Annotated in this window: 13 protein-coding genes; 7 read left to right on the top strand and 6 right to left on the bottom strand. The window is 46.7% G+C overall.

The genetic code is table 11. From position 1 onward, the window contains the following. The 4 genes from DFP97_RS30650 to DFP97_RS07810 form a co-directional block, all read right to left on the bottom strand. Positions 1 to 2,605, bottom strand: a 2,605-nt coding sequence (locus tag DFP97_RS30650) for a beta strand repeat-containing protein (RefSeq protein WP_425453502.1), incomplete at its 3' end; no start/stop codon positions are given. A 137-nt stretch (positions 2,606 to 2,742) separates the two neighbouring features. Further along, entirely contained in the window at positions 2,743 to 3,171 is a 429-nt protein-coding gene (locus tag DFP97_RS07820; RefSeq protein ID WP_114379439.1) for a DUF6385 domain-containing protein, read from the bottom strand. A 130-nt stretch (positions 3,172 to 3,301) separates the two neighbouring features. Then, positions 3,302 to 3,559: a hypothetical protein gene (locus DFP97_RS07815; RefSeq protein ID WP_114379438.1), complete on the bottom strand. Its 258-nt coding sequence runs from the start codon at positions 3,557 to 3,559 to the stop codon at positions 3,302 to 3,304. 34 nt (positions 3,560 to 3,593) lie between these two features. Beyond that, positions 3,594 to 4,076: a hypothetical protein gene (locus DFP97_RS07810; RefSeq protein WP_114379437.1), complete on the bottom strand. Its 483-nt coding sequence runs from the start codon at positions 4,074 to 4,076 to the stop codon at positions 3,594 to 3,596. A 291-nt stretch (positions 4,077 to 4,367) separates the two neighbouring features. Between DFP97_RS07810 and DFP97_RS07805 the strand changes: the two genes are divergently transcribed. Beyond that, positions 4,368 to 4,856: an RrF2 family transcriptional regulator gene (locus tag DFP97_RS07805; protein WP_114379436.1), complete on the top strand. Its 489-nt coding sequence runs from the start codon at positions 4,368 to 4,370 to the stop codon at positions 4,854 to 4,856. Between the two features lie 50 nt (positions 4,857 to 4,906). Further along, on the top strand, positions 4,907 to 5,821 hold the full coding sequence (locus tag DFP97_RS07800) for an NAD(P)/FAD-dependent oxidoreductase (RefSeq protein ID WP_114379435.1): 915 nt from the start codon (positions 4,907 to 4,909) through the stop codon (positions 5,819 to 5,821). Positions 5,822 to 5,831: 10 nt separating this feature from the next. On the opposite strand, the gene DFP97_RS07795 is transcribed toward DFP97_RS07800, so the two are convergent. Beyond that, positions 5,832 to 7,421, bottom strand: a complete 1,590-nt coding sequence (locus tag DFP97_RS07795; RefSeq protein WP_342773259.1) for a response regulator transcription factor — start codon at positions 7,419 to 7,421, stop codon at positions 5,832 to 5,834. A 12-nt stretch (positions 7,422 to 7,433) separates the two neighbouring features. Then, complete coding sequence (locus DFP97_RS07790) at positions 7,434 to 9,161, bottom strand: sensor histidine kinase (protein WP_114379433.1); 1,728 nt, start codon at positions 9,159 to 9,161, stop codon at positions 7,434 to 7,436. Between the two features lie 327 nt (positions 9,162 to 9,488). Here DFP97_RS07790 and DFP97_RS07785 point away from each other — a divergent pair, with 327 nt between their 5' ends. The 5 genes from DFP97_RS07785 (at position 9,489) to DFP97_RS07765 (ending at position 15,590) form a co-directional block, all read left to right on the top strand. Continuing rightward, positions 9,489 to 10,418, top strand: coding sequence for an ABC transporter permease (locus DFP97_RS07785; RefSeq protein ID WP_425453501.1), 930 nt, complete (start codon positions 9,489 to 9,491; stop codon positions 10,416 to 10,418). Between the two features lie 19 nt (positions 10,419 to 10,437). Then, positions 10,438 to 11,352, top strand: a complete 915-nt coding sequence (locus DFP97_RS07780; RefSeq protein ID WP_114379432.1) for a carbohydrate ABC transporter permease — start codon at positions 10,438 to 10,440, stop codon at positions 11,350 to 11,352. Between the two features lie 76 nt (positions 11,353 to 11,428). Beyond that, positions 11,429 to 13,006, top strand: a complete 1,578-nt coding sequence (locus DFP97_RS07775; RefSeq protein WP_425453507.1) for an extracellular solute-binding protein — start codon at positions 11,429 to 11,431, stop codon at positions 13,004 to 13,006. A gap of 26 nt (positions 13,007 to 13,032) precedes the next feature. Further along, the gene (locus tag DFP97_RS07770; protein WP_114379430.1) at positions 13,033 to 14,082 is read left to right on the top strand and encodes a Gfo/Idh/MocA family protein; all 1,050 of its coding nucleotides are present in this window, start codon (positions 13,033 to 13,035) and stop codon (positions 14,080 to 14,082) included. 218 nt (positions 14,083 to 14,300) lie between these two features. Then, positions 14,301 to 15,590, top strand: a complete 1,290-nt coding sequence (locus DFP97_RS07765) for a multi antimicrobial extrusion protein MatE (protein ID WP_245975979.1) — start codon at positions 14,301 to 14,303, stop codon at positions 15,588 to 15,590. Positions 15,591 to 15,773: the final 183 nt, after the last annotated feature.

The raw sequence follows: 15,773 nt of genomic DNA, 5'->3' as shown, positions 1-15,773 counted from the left end.
TTTGTTGAACAGTGTTGATAGTGCCGCCGATGACGGTAACAGCGTTTAGTGTGCCGCCGACAATGGTGGCGGCAAGAACTTCTTCGACAGTGTTGATGGTGCCGCCGATGACGGTAACAGCGTTTAGTGTGCCGCCAACAATGGTGGCCGCGAGAACTTCTTCGACCGTGTTGATGGTGCCGCCGATAACGGTGACAGCGTTTAGTGTACCGCCAACAATGGTGGCCGCGAGAACTTCTTCGATCGTATTGATGGTACCGCCGACAATAGTAGCGGCAAGAACTTCTTCGACCGTGTTGATGGTGCCGCCGATGACGGTAACAGCGTTTAGTGTGCCGCCAACAATGGTGGCCGCGAGAACTTCTTCGATCGTATTGATGGTACCACCGACAATAGTAGCGGCAAGAACTTCTTCGACCGTGTTGATGGTGCCGCCGATAACGGTGACAGCGTTTAGTGTGCCGCCAACAATGGTGGCCGCGAGAACTTCTTCGATCGTATTGATGGTACCACCAACAATAGTAGCGGCGAGAACTTCTTCGATCGTGTTGATGGTGCCGCCGATAACGGTGACAGCGTTTAGTGTGCCGCCAACAATGGTGGCCGCTAGAACTTCTTCGATCGTATTGATGGTACCGCCGACAATAGTAGCGGCAAGAACTTCTTCGACCGTGTTGATGGTGCCGCCAACAATGGTAGCTGCGAGAACTTCCTCGATGGTGTTGATGGTGCCGCCAATGATGGTTACAGCATTAAGCGTGCCACCGGCGATGGTGGCGGCAAGGATTTGTTGAACAGTGTTGATCGTCCCACCGATGATGGTGACGGCATTGAGCGTGCCGCCTACAATGGTAGCTGCGAGAACTTCTTCGACGGTGTTGATGGTTCCTCCAATGACGGTTACTGCATTAAGCGATCCGCCGACGATGGTGGCGGCAAGGAGTTGTTGAACCGTGTTGATGGTCCCGCCGATCACGGTGACCGCATTAAGAGTTCCGCCAACGATAGTAGCAGCAAGGACTTCTTCGATAGTGTTAATAGTCCCACCGACTAAGGTAGTGGCCAGAACCTCTTCAATCAAATTTAAGGTGCCGCCGGTAATTGTGAGCGCGACTATCTCGGCTGCCACTGTGCCGCTGACAATGTTCACGTTTACCGTTCCTCCAACGATGGTAACGGCGAGAATTTCTTCAATCACGTTTAAGGTGCCGCCGGTAATTGTGAGCGCGACTATCTCGGCTGCCACTGTGCCGCTGACAATGTTCGCGTTTACCGTTCCTCCAACAATGGTAACGGCGAGAATTTCTTCAATCACGTTTAATGTGCCGCCGATCACGGTAACAGCGTTAAGCGTGCCACCAACGATAGTTGCTGCTAGAACTTCTTCGATAGAATTGATGGTTCCGCCAACAATGGTAGCGGCAAGGACTTCCCCGATAGTGTTGATAGTGCCTCCGATAACGGTGACAGCATTCAGGGTTCCCCCAACGATAGTAGCAGCAAGGACTTCTTCGATCGTATTGATGGTACCGCCAACAATGGTAACTGCGAGAACTTCCTCGACGGTGTTGATGGTGCCGCCAATGATGGTTACAGCATTAAGCGTGCCACCGGCGATGGTGGCGGCAAGGAGTTGTTGCACAGTGTTGATCGTCCCACCGATGATGGTGACAGCGTTAAGCGTGCCGCCAACAATAGTAGCAGCGAGAACTTCTTCGACCGTGTTGATTGTCCCGCCGATCACGGTAACCGCATTAAGAGTTCCGCCGACGATAGTAGCAGCAAGGACTTCTTCGATAGTGTTAATAGTCCCACCGACCATGGTAGTGGCCAGAACCTCTTCAATCACATTTAAGGTGCCGCCGGTAATTGTGAGCGCGACAATCTCGGCTGCCACTGTGCCGCTGACAATGTTCGCGTTCACCGTACCGCCAACAATCGTAGCGGCAAGGACTTCCCCGATAGTGTTGATAGTGCCGCCGATAACGGTGACAGCGTTCAGGGTTCCCCCAACAATTGTAGCAGCAAGGACTTCTTCGATAGTATTAATGGTTCCGCCGACAACGGTAGTGGCCAGCACTTCTTCAATTACATTTAAGGTGCCGCCGGTGACTGTGAGCGCGACAATCTCGGTTGCCACTGTTCCGCTAATAATGTTTGCGTTCACCGTCCCGCCGACAATAGTAGCCGCCCGTACTTCTTCCACAACGTTCAGCGTTCCGCCGACAATTGTTGCAGCCAACAGATTCGAGATCGTACCATTCAGCAGATCCGACAAGACGCCTGCAACTATGGTAGCTGCAAAAACATTTTTGACAACATCGATTGTTCCACCTGTTATTTCAGCGCCTAGTTGACCTGAGACGATCCTCGCATCGATTTGGCCTGCCGTAACGGTAACTCCCATAACGTTCTCAATCGTCGTGATCGTTCCGGAACTGACAACGGCACCCAGAATATTGGTCAATGTACCTGCTAGCAATATTGTGGTTAAATTGCCTGATTCGTCCGTTGCGACGGGATGCAATGCGGATTTTCGATCCGACCCAAAAATCAATATTCGCTGATCATTGGGATCCGTGTTAAACACCGCAAAATTGGGCATCTCGTAATAGTACCCCCCGTGCCAGTTGGCATGTTAAAATAATCGTTACGATTATTCATATGTCGATACCTTACTATTCATGGTTCTTTTATTCGGGAAGGCTACTCTATAAATTGAAAAAGGATGAGGCAATCGCCTCATCCTGCAGGTTTGTAACCGATAAATGTCTGGGCTTGAAAATAAACATCGCATTCCGCTGCTATGCTTGCATCTGAGGCAGTTTGAAGAGCAATACGTGTATATTTCAAAAAACGCGTTGGTACAATCACAATGGTTTCATCCGGTGGCACCGTTGCTTCTCGATCTGAGGCAAAATCGTCCTTATTCGGACTGACTTCAACCCGGGCTATAATGGGCTCCTTGCTTCTATTCACGATAGCGTACGAATATACGGTAAGCTTCGAAGTGTTCTGGGGAGGAAGCTCTCTTAGCCGATCAGAAATAACTAAGCCGCAAATTCTCTTTGCGATAAACCGCACGGCAACTGCAGTTTTTTTCTTGCGCAGGCATTTCTTCTTGGCCTTAGCCGCCCGCCTCCGACATGTTTTTATCCGACATCTTACCATACTCGACTGTACCCCCCGGACGCAGATTGTCTGCCAACAGCTTATGCGCCGCATTTCATGAATGCTTGTATTTATACCTACGGGATACCAGCCTTTTGAACGAAACTGAAACCTGATCACTTGTGATTCTTTACGTTGAGCTAATGGATAAAACCGTTACCTCATTGTCAAAATCGGGTGATAACGCATAGAGTGTTTCTCCAAGCGAAACATTGCCCAAGTCGTAATAGTCGCTATAAAACCCTGTTAAAAAAAGGCCGTTTGCCGTACTAACATTCGATCCGCCGATATAAATTTGTCCGGCTTGCAGGAGAATCTTTGTTCCGTCTCCGGTAAAAATTTGGGTTGCTACTCCTTGTGGTACAGAAACCCTTACACTAGACGCCATGGTATACCATCTCCTAACTTAGATATATTTCCATTTAATACTTTTGTTCCCACCAACTGATTGTGGCCGACAGTAGATTAGGCTGAGGTGTATTATTTTCGATACGGATCCCCAAACTGGAGTTAGGCGGCAAGGTGGCTCGACCGTTATCATCGATCACAATTGACCCATCTGACTGAATGACGGTTGAAAATGGGGCGCTCCCTGCAAAAGGATCTGTTGATTGCGTTATTAGTTTTACCGTCGCCGCTGGTGTTTTAGCTGAACCAAAGTTAGCATTGTAGGGGATAAGCGGTGTACCTCCCGCGAATGTTCCGTTTCGGATTAGAGTAATCGATACGTTCGAATTCCCTCCAGCAATAATTCGAGAGATGTAAATCTGTTTTTTCGAGCCGCTAGGATTGTTCAGATAAATGCCGAAAAAATGGTTTCCGGGTATTGCCGATGGTCCGCTGCTGACCATGAACAATCCGGTCGTAGGGAATAAAAGGTCTTTCAAATATTTAAAAATGGACACGTCAAATCACACCCTTCATGTTAAATATCGAAAATCTTCCATTTTTACGAATGGCCCCGATATCAATCGGCTACGGATGATAAATTCCATTTGAATTCCTCCTCGTCACTTTCAATATGCTAGTTTATGGCATGATAAGATTTATGCTTGTACAACTGTCCGTCGAATAAAATTTTTATCAAGAAACTTTAAGTTTCATTTGAAAATCTGCTTGAATAATGGTGCCGGTTTGTTTATTATGGACATTACAGATCTATAAAGATTAACTAATCGTACCAGGGAGTGTTACTGATGCAATTTTCCAAAAGCACGAGTTATGCGCTGCACGCATTAATTCACTTAGCACATGCGAATCGCGGTCACAACGTAGGGATCAAGGAATTATCTGCGTCACAGGGTGTTCCGGAAAGTTATTTGTCCAAAATCATGTCCAAGCTGCGGCAGGATGGAATCGTTCGTGCTGTTACGGGAGCGAGCGGCGGGTATGAGCTTGCAAGGCCAGCCGATCAAATTACGTTTCTTGACGTCATTCAGGTAGTCGAAGGACGTCAGCATTTGTACGAGTGCTCGAATATGAACGAGCATCGTCATCAGCTTTTTTTTGAAGCGGAGGCATTGGAAGCTAACATCCCTGACCATCCAGGCGGCAAGGAATGTCTGGTTAAAAAGGTAATGTACGGCGCCGAACAGCAAATGAATCAATACTTGCAGCAGCATACGATCCAGTGGGTGCTGGACACTGCATCCTTTGATTACAATGATGTAAACAAGAAGCAATGATCTTCTTGCGCTTTAATTATGGATATTAAAGATCCGGGAGGGTGATTATTATGGAGCAACATATCGATGTAGCGATTATTGGAGGCGGGCCGGCAGGAATGAATGCCGCTCTAGTGCTGGGCAGAGCAAGAAAAAGCGTGGTCGTAATTGATGAAGGGCGCCCGCGTAATCGGGTTACTCGTGAAACGCACGGCTTTCTTACGAGAGATGGCATCAGCCCAAGTGAATTTCGGCGGGTTGCAAAGGAGCAGATTAACGCTTATCCCTCGGTCCATTTTGTGGAGGATGCTGCCGTAACGATTACCGGAACCGATGGTAATTTTCAAATTGCGACCGGACAGGGAACGACCTATCGGAGCAAAAAGCTGCTCTTTGCAGTAGGAATGAAGGATCTCCCTCTCGACATTAATGGATTGGCAGACGCGTATGGCAAAAGTGCCTTTGTCTGCCCCTATTGCGATGGGTGGGAGTTAAGAGACCAGTCTCTCGTCTTGACCGCAAAGGGTGCAAGAGCGCTGCACATGGCCAAAATGCTGTCCGGATGGACAAACCGATTTACAATTTGCACCGATGGACCTGATGAATGGACCGATGAGGAACGCGAGGAACTTAAGCAGCATAACGTCCCTGCATTTGATTCTCCGATCCAACGTATTGAATCCAACGACGGTATGGTGGAGCGAGTAATACTTGCGGACGGCACAACAATTCCATGCACAGGGATTTTCTTTGCGCCGAAGCTTGCTGCCGGATCAGACTTGCCGCAAGCATTAGGCTGCAAGATCACGGAAGCAGGAACCGTCATCGTCGATGCTTTTGGCAAAACAAACGTTCCAGGTGTCTATAGTGCCGGAGATGCAGCATCGGAACTTTATCAGGCGATTACAGCAGCTTCATTGGGAGCATTGGCGGCTGTAGGCATTAATGGCGAGCTGCTCGCAGAGGCCTGGAATAGCCAGAGCTAGCCTGATAATACTATCTATTTTTCCTAAAATCATTAGGCGTGCAGCCGACTTCCTGTTTAAACAGCTTCGTAAAGTAGGAGTAATTAGTATAGCCGGCTTTGCTGGCGATCGTATTCACAGATAAGTTGGTTGATTCCAGCAAATGCTTGGCAACCTTGAGCCGGGCTTGAATAATATAGTTTCCGAGTGAAATTCCCGTTTCTTTCTTGAACAGCCGCGCCAAGTAATCAGGATTGAGATAGACGATTTCCGCCAGACTCGTTCGTGACAGCTCATCGCCGCAATGAGTGCGGATGTGATGCTTGATTTCTTCTATGACGGAATTAGGCTGTTCCGTGAAATTCCGGTATTCCGTCGCGGTGTTCACCAAATACTGGAGATAGTTCTCCATATCCTCGATCGAGTTCAATGATTGCATAAACAATTGGTCGTTCGTTCTTCCCGTATACATTTTGTGCGCCAGTATTTCTTTGCTTTTGAGATAAGCGTAAACAAGCTGAACCATATCAAGCCGAAACAAGCTAAGGACAGACGCATTCAACATTTGAGTATGTGATATATTTTGCAGATAGCTGCTCGTTTCTTCAAGAAATGCGGACGGATTATTTTGCTCCAGCAGCTGTTCCAACAGCATCAAATCGGGCGGCGCATAAGAGGCTTCCGATTGCTCGCAATGCTCCAGCAAAAAGGTCTGATTGCGGTACTTGATGATCTTTTCATTCATGCCGAGCAGCTCACTCATGACCTGATGGATGTCTTCCAGCTTCCCTGTGTTGGCAATAATGCAGCATGTGTCGCATTTGAGGTATTGATTCGCCCTTTGAATGAACGTGGCGCAAATGCTTTGGACGATGCGGGAATCAGGCTGGTCATTCCATTTTAGGACGGCCATCCAATTGTATTCCTTGAACTCCACTATCGATTCTACCGTAAACCGGGAGTTTTGGAACAGCTCATAAAGCACATTTAGCAGAGCAAAATCAAACAGGTCCTTATCTTTCTTTCCAAAGCTTCCCTCGTAAGGGAATATATGAATGAGCACGGGCAGCACCAAATTCGTCAATGCGTAAGAAAGATTTTGCTCCGTAATCATATGGGTAATGTTGGCGGGATTGGAATAGGAGTTTTTTCCCGTCATCAGCTTACGCCAGAAATGCTCTTGCACATTTTTCTGGTTTTTTTTCCAGTAGTAGCCTTCCTGTATCGCTTTGGCGTGATCCTGCTGTTCATTTGCTTTGACGAGCGCTTTTTGGATAATAAGCGTCAGCTTGTCGAACTCGATCGGTTTTAAAAAGTAGTCAAAGCTTTGCAACTCGATCGCCTTCTGCGCATAGTTGAAATCGGCGTAATTGGTCAGAAATATGGTTTGAACGTTGTAATGCTCCTCCCTTATCCAAGCGAGCAGCTCCAAACCGCTGCCTTGCGGCATTTCGATGTCGCAAATCAAAATGTGGATAAGATGCTGTTTCAACAATTCCTGCGCCTGGGCGATATTATAGGCGGAATAGACAAGATCGATAGAGAGCGCTTGCCAATTAATCTTCTTCTCCAGTGCAGTAACAACGAAGTAGTCATCATCAACAAGCAGTACATTCATCATGCTTTACTCCCTTCATAGCTGCTCTGACGGGGGGTGGGGAAGGTGTATGCTCACGCAGGCTCCCCCGTCCTCGGAGTTGGAAAAAAAGATGTTCGCCTTATTGCGGTACAAGTATTCCAGCCTGTCCTTGGTGTTCATAATGCCGATACGGTGCCCGTCCGATTGATCCAATGGCTGCCCGCTCTGGAGCCGCTCGAGTATTTCCGGGGCAAACCCGGGACCGGTATCGGATATACGAATGACAGCTACCTCTTTCTCCGCATCCGTATTAAGGCTGACATCCAGACGGATTTGCACCTCGTTTACCCGCGAAACCGCGTATTTCACCGAGTTCTCGATAAAAGTCTGGAGCACAAGCGGCGGGATTTTCATCTGGCCCGTACCGGCAGCCTTTTCAATGCGGTATGAGAACGCATCCCGGTAGCGGTGCTTTTGGATTTCCAAATAGATGCGGACATGGTCAATCTCATCATCCAGCCTCACGAAATCCTGTCCGTTCTGAAAGATATAACGGAAATAATTAGACGTGGAAATGGCCATGCTTTGAATTTCTTCAAACATATGCATCTGGGCCATACTGTAAATGTTCGTTAAGCAATTAAGAAAAAAGTGGGGTTTGATCTGCAATTTCATGTAATCAAGCTGAATTTTTTGTTTTTCGAGCTCATGTTCATAACTATCAATCTTGAAAATCCTAATTTGTTCGAGCAAATTTTTGAATAGCTTGTTCGCATATTCCAATTCTACGATTCTGTTCATTTTCAGCTCCAACGGTTTGCTGTCCTCATTAAATTGCGTCAAATTATATGAAAAGTTTTTTAGGGGCCTTAGGATCAGGATATTGAAATAGACCATGATGCCGCATAATGTACAAGCGACAATGACAGCCAGCAGCATAATCAGCAGCTGGGCAATCATTATTTTTTCAAACGTTCCGAATTTAATAAGCATGTTCACGCCGAAGGTCGCGTTTGAAAATTGTCCGCTGACGGTGGTTCTGGCTTTTGCCAGATCGAGAAGGGACGTTTTTTCCGCATCCTTCCGCATTACGGTTTCTTCTTCTGATTTCGGATTCACGATAACATCTCCGTTATGATCAATTAAGGAAACAGACCCGCTGCCTCCGAGATCGATCTGCTGCAAGGGACGGATCAGATTATCGGCTGAAATCAGGCAAATGAGGTAGCTTTCATAATAAGGCACGATATTAATGATGAAATATTTATCATTTAAGAGAATAGGCGACCAATTGGAATAAAATTTTTCGAACAGATTTTTATCCTGCACATAGGAAAAGATCTGTTTTTTTAATTCCAGATAATCCGGATAGATCAAGTCTGTGGGTGCAGAATTTAAAAAATACTGCTGGTCTCTTAAATAGACAAAGAAGTTATACTTTTGTTCATAATTTTTTTGGAGCTCGGAAAACCGCTTGTATAGTTCCGTATTTGCCTTTCTAAACTCGGTATCAGCGGGAAGAAACTTGTTCATGGTTTTTACATTTTCATCGTTTGCGAGTGTCCATCCCATATATTGATTAATATTGGAAAAATCAAGATTAATCCGATTGATGTACATATTAGCCGTATTCTGCAAATATCGGCCATTCTGCTGCTTGACAATTGAAATAGCTGCGAAGCTGATAAGACAATCCAGTACTAATACAGAGAATAGAATCAAGAGCATGACTTTAACGTAGTGCCTAATCGGATAAGATTTGCTTGTCATTCGTTTGGCCATAGGTCTTATTCAAAATCCTTTCTATCCGTATTGGCTATTGAAAGCGGTTGTATTGCTAATCAAACCTATTATAGAGCGAACAGCTGCCAATAAGACACATCGATTTTGCGCGTTTTGCCGCAAAGTCCGAAAAGGGCTAAATAAAGTCTGGATAGTGTTATCGTTTTGGTTTATTTGGACTACCACGTTCCCAATATATCCGAATAAATGTCCGAATAACGTTCTTGAGAAGTCCGCATTGTCCAAAAAGATGGTTTTATAATAAAGAGGCAGGAGAGCACGATTAGACAAGATTGATAGAGAAGGATGAAGGATGGGGGAATCTCTTTGAAAACCAGCCAATTAAACATTGATATGCAGCTGACAATCGGCCGGATAAGAAAGAACTGGGGCTTATATATCCTGCTGCTGCCCGCAGCAGTGCTGCTTCTGCTTTTTTCGTATAAGCCGATGTATGGCGTACTGATTGCCTTTAAAGATTACAGTCCCGCTCTGGGAATCATGGAAAGTCCTTGGGCAGGATTCAAGTACTTCGAAAAGTATTTTAATTCCTATCAATTTTCGATCACCATTAAAAATACGCTCATCATTAGCCTTTACAGCATAGCCACATTTCCGATACCGATTATGCTTGCGCTGATGATTAATCAAATGCGCGTAAACCGCTTCAAACAAGTATTCCAGACTGTGACCTACATGCCTCACTTTATTTCTACCGTCGTTATGGTGGGCCTAATCTTGATCTTGTTTTCTCCAGGAAATGGACTTCTCGGAAATATTTACCGTCTGTTCGGAGCTGAAGCACCTAATCTGATGGGCTCGACCCAATGGTTCAGCAGCGTTTACGTTTGGACGGATGTATGGCAGCACACCGGATGGGACAGCATCATCTACATTGCGGCGCTATCTGCTGTCGATCCGAGTCTTTACGAAGCGGCGAAGGTGGATGGGGCCAGCCGCTGGCAGAGAATCCGGTATATTGATATTCCCATGCTGATGCCGACGGCGATCACTTTGCTCATCCTTCGGATCGGGGGGCTCCTCGGCGTCGGATTTGAAAAGGTTTATCTCATGCAGAACAATCTGAACATTTCCTCCAGCGAGGTCATTGCTACTTATGTATATAAAATCGGGCTGCTGAGCAGCCAGTACAGCTTTTCCTCGGCCATTAACTTGTTTAATACGATTATTAATTTCATTTTGCTGATCCTTGTCAATCAGGCGGCGAAAAAATACAGCGAAAACAGCCTGTGGTAAAGGAAAGGAAGGATACGGGATGAACACAATGGAAGCAACGGTGAAACCGGCGTTACAGAAGGAAAAAGGGCGTTCCTTGGACGTCATGGAAGTTTTGATCTATGTGTTTGCGGCACTTATGCTGATTCTAATCGTTTATCCGATATACTTTATCGTGATGGCGTCAATCAGCGATCCGGCTGCGGTCGCTAACGGTCAGATGTGGTTTTTCCCGAAAGGCTTTACATCCGATGGCTATCAGGAGCTGTTAAAGCATTCTAACATTTGGATAGGTTACAAAAATACGATTCTGTACACGGCAGTTGGAACGTTACTTAGTTTAGCCATCAATGTCTCGGCCGCGTACGCGCTTTCCAGAAAGGACCTTGTCGGCCGAAAAGCCATCACTTTGTTTTTTATCTTTACGATGTTTTTTAATGGCGGACTGATCCCAACTTTCCTGACGATCCGCGACTTTCATTTATACGACACGTTTCTCGTTATGGTACTGCCTTTCTCTGTTGCCGTATTCAATATCATCGTTGCGCGTACTTTCTTCCAGTCCAGCATTCCCGGCGATTTGTGGGAGGCTGCTCAGCTTGACGGCTGCGGCAACCTGAAATACTATGTTCAAATTGTATTGCCGCTATCAAAAGCGGTCCTGTCGGTTTTAGCGCTCTGGACGGCCGTCGGGTATTGGAATTCTTACTTTAACGCGCTTATTTACTTAAAAGATCTGGATCTGTATCCCTTGCAGCTTGTTCTGCGAAACATCCTGATTACGAACCAGATGCAGTCGAGTTTGGGGACAGGCGAAGCAGCGGTCATTGCTATGCGCCTTGCCAATCTGATGCGCTATTCCGTCATCATCGTCTCCACGCTTCCCATTATGTGCATGTATCCGTTCGTACAAAAGTATTTCAACCAGGGGGTGATGATTGGCGCCGTGAAGTAAGCAAGCATCATTCCGTTGACATTATGCAGAGGGGGAACTATCAATGCGTATTAAATCCATATCGATCGGAAAAAAAATGTTGGTTGTAGGGATTCTGAGCTTGACCATGCTATTCAATCTTATAGGGTGTACGAATCAGTCTGAAGAAGCTCCGGCTGATTCAAGCTCCAATTTCAACAAAGAAGGGCTGCCGATTGTAACGGCTCCAGTAACGCTGGATGTGCTAACCGTCCGTTGGGGCAACATGGGGGATACGTTTAAAGCGAATAAATGGCTGCAGGATCTTGAGAAAGAAACCAATGTAAAAATCAATTGGCAGGTTATGTCCTCCAATGACTGGGGCGAGCAAAAATCTATTATGCTGGCTAGCAGCACGCTTCCGGATATCATATTTGGCGACATCGTGTTCTCGGATTCCGATATCGTCAATAACTTATCCTATTTCCGCCCGTTGGATGACTATATCGACAACTATATGCCGAATCTGAAAGCGGCTATGGAAGAAACGCCGGAGATGAGGCAAATCAGCACCTTTCCGGACGGCAAAATGTATTCACTGCCGGCAAGATTGCCGTCGCGCCCTATAACAACGATGCAGCCTGTCATCAATAAAGTTTGGCTGGATCGCCTGAGCCTGGATGTTCCCGATAATATCGAGGAGCTGTACAACGTATTCAAAGCGTTTAAGGAAAAGGATCCGAACCAGAACGGCAAGCCGGATGAAATTCCTTTCAGCGGTTCGGTAGATATCAGCATGGATTTTCTGAGCCCTTTCGGCATTACGGACTTGAACAACAACAGCATGATGCTTAAAGAAGGCGAGCCGGTATTTATCCCTGCTTCGATAGAATACAAAGAGGCATTGAAGTGGGTGCATAAATTGTATGCGGAAGGTTTGATCGACCAGGAGCTGTTCACGCAGGATAACACCATGTCTACGGCGAAGCAGCAAAATCCTGACGCCGCCCTTATCGGTTTCTCCAACCAGTGGATACCTGACGCTGTTTTTGGCAAATGGAAGGATGAATATGCGACCATTCCGTCGATTGCCGGACCGGACGGGAACCGTTATCAGACCGGCGATCCGGTCGGCTTAAGCTTAAGACGCAATGAGCTGTTAATTACGACATCCAGCAAACATCCGGAAATCGCGGCGCGTTGGGCGGACCAATTCTATACCAACGAAGCAAGCATCCAAAATTTCTGGGGAGCCATCGGCACGGTTATCCAGAAAAATGAAGACGGCACTTATGCCCTGATGTCTCCTCCGGAAGGCACAAGCGCGGATGCCTGGTACTGGGAGCAATCCGTCCGGGATTTCGGTCCCAAATACGTAAGTCCGGGCTTCGAGAAAAATATCATACTAGACGAGACGACCGGAGACGGACTGAAGCTCGTGATTGATAAGCTCGGCAGCGAGTATGTGACGGAGCCGTTCCCGAATGTTATGTACAGCGCGGAAGAATTTCAGGAGCTGCCTACCCTGACGACAGATATCGACAGCTACGTCAAAACTACCCGTGCGGAGTGGATCACAAAAGGAAACATCGACCAAGAGTGGGATGCTTATATTAAACAGCTTAACGATATGGGGCTTAAACGTCTCGTTGAGATTCGTACTGATGCGTATAAACGTTACACGAGCGTGAAGTAAAAAGTAACTGGAGGAGAGAAAGGAACATGAAAACGTTTCGAATCGGATTGATCGGCTTGGGGGGAATGGCCGGGGCACACATTAGGTGGATGGTTGCTGAAGGCCGTTTTGAGATTGTTGCGGTGAGTGACGTAAACGCAGACGCGCTGGCTAAAGTCGGGAATCAGCTTGGTATCGCTTCGGAAAAAAGATATACGGACTTCGAGCGGTTGATTGAAGATCCGGACGTCGATGCGGTGGTGTCAGTTACACCTAATAACGTCCATGCGGACATCGTCCGTGCGTGCCTTCAGGCGAGCAAGCCTTTTATGGCCGAGAAGCCTTTTACCCGCGTATTCGAGGAAGCGATACCGTTGTTGGAGTTGTATGTGCAGAAGCCGGTACCGGCCATGTTCGGCTTTACCTACCGCTACACGCCAGCTTTCCGTTACGCCCGGGAACTGGTACGGGAGGGAAGGATAGGTACGGTACGCAGCTTCTCTTTCCAGTATTTACAGAGTGGGGGTTCAGCACTTTACGATCATTCTTATTCGTGGCGTTTCAATAAGGATATTACCGGAACAGGCGCGCTTGGGGACCTGGGCTCGCATATGATCGATATGGCGCGATTCCTTTTTGGAGAATTCCAAGAAATATCGGCGCAATTGCAAACGTTCATACCCGAACGCCGGGATCCCGCGACCGGAAAAATGGTCAAAATCGAGGTCGACGACTTTGCGAGTTTCCAGGCTCGAATGACAGGCGGTATCATGGGTGTCTTCCAGACAACGCGCAATGCTATCGGATCGGGCAATCAGCACGAAGTGTCCATCTACGGAGATTCCGGTACGATTCACGCTTCAACGCTGAATCCGGATCAGCTTATTTGGATTCGCGAGGAAGCGCCGGGACAGCTCGTGAAGGCGACACTCGATGCGCCTAAGCATTGTAAAGTAACGCAGTACGCAGATTTCTTGGCATTGCTCGAGGGGGCCGTCCCGGAAGGCGTTCCCGGTTTTATGGACGGCTACCGCAACCAAGAGATATTGGATGCCATCGTCAGGGCAAGCGAAACGAAGGCAGTAATTCATTTTTAAATTCATTCCTGAAGGCAGAAAAACATACTAGGATGAAAAACAATCGTCCTGCCGTCTCTGGCAGAACGATTGTTTTTTTGCGACGTAAGGCTGTGAAATTCATAAGGGAGGACTATAATAGAAGTCAAATACATCAGACCATCAGCCATAAAGGAGCCTAAGCAATGAATCTATCATTATCACAACCAAAAAAACAATCAACGAGACAATCAGTGAGTATGAGAAAGCTATGGTCTTTTTTTCTGCCGTTAGGGATTTCGGCAAGTTTAGTCACGATTTCACATGTTATCATAAACAGTACGTTAAGCAGGAGCGCTGATCCCGAACGTATTATCGCCAGCTATGCGGTTGCGATGAGCCTGCTCGCTATTACTGAACGGCCAGCCGTACTGCTGAGGCAAACCTCTTCTACACTCGTTCGGGACAAACGATCATTTCATTCGACGCTCGCGGTTGCACAGCTGGTGTTTGCCAGCATTATGATGCTGGGTATTGTCATCAGCTATACCCCGTTAGGCTCTTTTATTTTCAAGGATGTGTTCGGAGTCACTAAAGACAATGTCCAAGATGTCATTCTTGTATATAAAGTGCTGATGTTCGTAAGCTTGTTCTCAGGGATTCGTTGCTTTTACCAAGGTGTTATCATTTATAATTTACGCACGAAATGGTTAACCATCGGAATGGTGATCCGGCTGGCTGGGATGTATGCGCTTTCCCTTTATTTTATTCATACGGGGGTTACCAGCGGGGTTGTGGGAGCGGTGATTTTCCTATTCGGCATGATGATCGAAGCTGCAGTCAGTTTCTTAGAGGGACGTTTACTGGTACGAAAGATGCCAGTCAAGCTGGAGAATCATGCGATAGAAAGCAAACGGCATGTTTTTTCCTTTTATCGGCCATTACTGTATTCCTCATTTATTTCGGTATGGATCGGTCCGGCCATTAATGCCATACTCGGGAAGACTTGGGATGCGCAACTGGCCATCTCTTCCTTTGCTATCGCAGCTAGCCTAGTCATGCTGCTTAGCAGCTTTTTCAGTTATTTTCATCAGATTGTAATCAATTTCTATCGTATCGATCCTGCGGCAGTCCGAAGATTTATTTTGATGCTTGGCTTTGTGCCCGCTCTACTATTGGGACTAATAGCTTTTACGCCGGTAGGTGTTTTTTTGCTAGAGCACGTCATAGGAGTTCATGGGAGACTGCAGTCAGAGAGCATACGGGTGCTGCAAGGATTTGTGCTGTTTGCGCTCGTTATGCCTTGGCTTGATGTAATGAATGGACTTGTGCTCGTGCGCGGGCAAACGAAGCTCATAATCGGCTCTCAAATCGCCAATTTCAGCTTTACCTTCATCACGCTATTTGTTTGTATTGGGATTGCGCCTGAATGGAACGGAACGATTGGGGCTTGGGCGCAATCGATAGGCATGACTGCGGAGCTCATCTTTGTCGCATTGGCCCTGCGGTTTATTAAGGATCCTGTGACGGAAACACTTCAAAACCGATAATTAAGATTATGGTAAACGTTTTCTTTTGACCTGTCAATGGATTACGTAATCGTTTTCCTGGAAATTTTCGAGGCTTTAATCCGATCAAAAAAGAGGATTGACAGAGAATGGAAGTCCAAACTATAATCAAAACAAATCACAAACGGTCATATATGAACGCAAACGGTCATAATGTTGTCGAAT

The sequence above is a fragment of the Paenibacillus prosopidis genome (assembly GCF_003337375.1).
Taxonomy (GTDB): Bacteria; Bacillota; Bacilli; order Paenibacillales; family Paenibacillaceae; genus Pristimantibacillus; species Pristimantibacillus prosopidis.
Note: the sequence above shows the minus strand (reverse complement) of the source record. Positions and strands in the feature narration are given on the sequence as shown.